This window comes from Microvirga sp. P4_G7 (assembly GCF_056401005.1).
In genome coordinates, this window is sequence record NZ_JBFUKD010000356.1 from 1 (window position 1) to 3750 (window position 3750).

Consider the following 3750-nt stretch of genomic DNA (forward strand, 5'->3'; position numbering starts at 1 on the left):
GTTCAAGCCGCTGCTTGACAAGGCATGGGCGTCCAACGATCCGACGGTTCGCGAGCCGATCTACGCCAAGCTCCAGGAGATGTCCTACGAATATGCCACCACTCAGTTTCTCTGGGAGGATTTCGGCTACATCGTGACGCGCAGCAATATCGATGGCTACGTCAACAACATGATCCTGTACGGAGCGTGGGACTTCTCCACGATCAAGAAAGCGAACTGACCTCGCTTCCGGCCGGACAGGACGCCTGTCCGGCCTCGTGCCGCTTCACCAACCGGAACCTTCAGTGTGCYGAACTACGCCCTTCGGCGGCTGCTGATGCTGCCCGTCGTCATGTTTGCTCTGTCCCTGATGATATTCGGGTTGCAGATGTCTCTTACGCCCACGCAGCGACTGGCATCGTATGCTCCTTCTCCTGACTTTCTCAAAGGCGGCCAAGACAGCATTCGCGCCCTGATCGAACAATATGGATTGAACGATCCATTCTACATTCAGTATGGGCGATGGATCGGCAACATCCTCGTTGGCAATCTGGGATGGTCGGAGACTGCCCGGCAACCGGTATTCACCGCGTTGACTTCCCTGTTGCCGGCTACGATGGAACTCGTGTTCCTCGCGTTTTTTCCAGGTTTGTTTCTTGCCGTTTATCTGGGGTCGCGCGCGGGCATCTACCTCAACCGATGGCCGGATCATGTCATCCGCGTCTTCACCATCCTGGGATGGTCGTTTCCCGTCTATGTGTTCGGGTTGTTGATGTTGCTGATCTTCTATTCCGCTCTCGACTGGTTCCCGCCTGGGCGATTGAGTCAATGGGCACAAGCCGCGGTGGCCTCGCCCGGCTTCGTTCGTTACACCGGGGCCAACACCGTCGACTCGTTGCTGAACGGCAATCTTCCCGTCTTCTTCGATTCGCTTCGCCATCTCGTAGCGCCGGTGATAACGCTCATCTACGTCAATCTTGCCAACCTGACACGCGTCATGCGCACGTCGATGCTCGAGACGTTGCGACAGGATTACGTCCGCACCGCGCGAGCCAAAGGCATGCCCCGCCGTGTCGTCGAGCTGCATCACGCGCGGCGCAACGCGTTGCTCCCCGTGGCGACGATCGCTGGAATGGAATTAGCCTACATGATGGGTGGCGTCGTCATCACGGAGACGATCTTCGATTATTCAGGTCTCGGCCAATTCGCGGCCAAATCCGCGGCTAACTTGGATTTCCCTGCGATCCTCGGCTTCGGACTCTATTTCGCCGTGGTCCTTGTGATCCTCAATCTGATTGTCGACCTCATCTATCCGCTTCTCGATCCGAGGGTGAAGACAAAGTGAATACCCTTCGCTATTTCGCAAGAAACCCGATGTCTCTCTTGGGCGTCGTCATCCTTTTCGCGTTCGTTCTGATCGCGGTGTTCGCGCCTGTTCTGGCACCTCCCCAAGAGTTCCAGATGACGCCGTACGACACGCCTCGGGCCGGCTTCCTCGCGACCCCGCAGCCTCCCTCGCCCGATGCGGTCTTCGGCACGACAGAGGGGCAATACGATATCTACTACGCCGTCATTTGGGGCACCCGTACCGCGTTCAAGATCGGACTTGGTGTGGTGGCGATCTCTTGTCTCTTCGGGACCATCGTAGGCGCAACCGCCGCGTTCTACGGCGGATTTCTCGACGAGATCCTGATGCGAACGGTCGATGTGTTCATGGCCGTGCCGTTTCTCATCGCCGCGATGGTGCTGACAGCGCTACTCGGGAAAGGAATCGTGCCGGTCACCATAGCCCTCTCGACGTTTGGCTGGATGGGCTACGCCCGGATCATTCGGAGCGAAATCCTGCGAATTCGCGAGATGGACTATGTTCACGCGGCCCGAACCTATGGCGCAAGCGACGTGCGCCTCATCGTCCTGCACATCATTCCTAATGCTTTTTTCCCGGTGCTGGTCCTCGCCACGATGGCGACCGGCTCGATGGTGCTGTCTGCATCTGCACTGAGCTTTCTCGGAGTCGGTACCGAAGAAGGCTACGCCGACTGGGGACAGTTCATCGCGTATTCGCGCAACTGGATCGTCGGCCAACCCGGCAATCCCTTCCAGTATTGGTACACGCTCGCCTTCCCCGGAGCCGCGATTTTTCTGTTCGTCCTGGCCTGGAATCTCGTTGGCGACACCCTGCGTGACATCCTCGATCCTCGTCACTCCCACTAACGAAGGAGATCATCAGTGACCTCGCTGACTTCTGCCGCCGTCGAGCAATTTGAAGATTTGATCCGGCACGAGGTGGAGGACAAGGAAATCCCGTCCATCTCGTATGCTCTTGTCGATCGTGATGGTGCCATCGCGCGCGGGCACATCCAGCGCCACGATCTGAGCTTCGACATGCGGGACGACACTTGCTTTAGGATCGGCTCGATCACAAAGACCTTCACGTCGATGGCGATCATGCAGCTGGTCGAGCAGGGGCTTGTCGACCTCGATGTTGACGTTTCCGAGTACCTGCCGAACTTTCAGCCCTTGAATCCGTTCAAGGGGCGCGAGAGCGGTCCTTATGGATCGCAGATCAGCCTTCGCAAGCTGATGAGCCATACGGCGGGGATCGTCAGGGAGCCGAAGAGCGGCCATTACCTGGATGCGAACCGCCCGCCGCTGGCCGAAACGGTGGCTGAGCTTGCGACGTCAACCCTGAAGCAGGACCCTAGCGTCGGTGCGATGCATTACTCGAATGCGGGCATCGCCGTCGTCGGAATGGTGATCGAGAAAGTCACGAAGAAGAGTTATTCTGAATACATCACCGAGAATATTCTCGCCCCGCTCGACATGCGACAAACGTCCTCGGGCATGGCGTCGGGCGTCCGTGAGCGGCTGGCGCCCGCTAATATGTGGACGCTCGAGGGCGACAGCCCAGCACCGGTCTTCAGCCTTGGTGGCTCTCCGGCGGGCAACATCTTCTCGACGACCGGCGACATGGCCAATTACGCGCAATGCCTCTTGCGCGGCGGGTTTGCACCGGACGGTCGTGCGATCATCTCGCCCGGCTCATTGCGGGAGATGTGGACACCAATCGGCAAGCGTCCGTCCAGCCACGACAAGGCGCTGAACGGTTACGGCCTGTGCTTCGGCATCGGCGACATTGATGGATGGACATCGGTCGGGCATGGCGGCGCCGTCTATGGCTATGCTTCGCAGATGATGCTGCTTCCTGCTGCCGGAATCGGCGTCCTCATCTTCGCCACCCTCGATTTCGCGAACCAGATAGCGTCCAGATTGGGAGCGGATGGTCTGCGGATCGCCCTTGCCGAACGCAATATGGGGCCGCGCCTTCAGCGACAACAAAACCCGCCGCCGATCTCGAAGGACCAGGTAAGCAAACTACCGGGACACTACCGCCATGAAAGCACCGGCGAAGTGGTCGAGATCAAGCTGAAGGACGGCAAGCTCTATCTGATGGGCGAGGGCGTCCCACTGCAGATCAAGCCCGTCGCGGGAAGAGACTTTGTCATTGACGGACGCATCTACGGCCGCGGAGCTGAGTATCCGCACATGAGCCTTTCCTTCCCGGAGGACAATGCTCTTTTCTGGAAGGGCGCGACCTGGTCGCGCATCGAGACGCTCCCGACCGAGAAGGTGCCGCCGGAAATCGAACCCCATCTCGGTGAGTACGGTCCGGACTTCAACATCACCTATCTTCACTACAGCCACGGCCAGCTGCGTTGTCTGATCGAGTACTTCTGCACACATGTGTGCGAACCGGTGGACGCGGGGCGG

Annotated in this window: 3 protein-coding genes and 1 pseudogene; all 4 read left to right on the forward strand. The window is 58.9% G+C overall.

Features of this window, described 5'->3' with window-relative positions:
• Nucleotides 1–220, forward strand: a pseudogene (locus tag AC1DT3_RS14455) (ABC transporter substrate-binding protein); the annotation flags it as partial.
• Nucleotides 221–286: 66 nt separating this feature from the next.
• Nucleotides 287–1324, forward strand: a complete 1038-nt coding sequence (locus AC1DT3_RS14460; protein ID WP_477465944.1) for an ABC transporter permease — start codon at nt 287–289, stop codon at nt 1322–1324.
• Nucleotides 1321–2193, forward strand: coding sequence for an ABC transporter permease (locus AC1DT3_RS14465; protein WP_477465945.1), 873 nt, complete (start codon nt 1321–1323; stop codon nt 2191–2193). Before AC1DT3_RS14460 ends, AC1DT3_RS14465 begins: the two co-directional genes overlap by 4 nt.
• A gap of 15 nt (nt 2194–2208) precedes the next feature.
• A partial coding sequence (locus tag AC1DT3_RS14470) for a serine hydrolase domain-containing protein (protein ID WP_477465946.1) occupies nt 2209–3750 on the forward strand: 1542 nt, incomplete at its 3' end.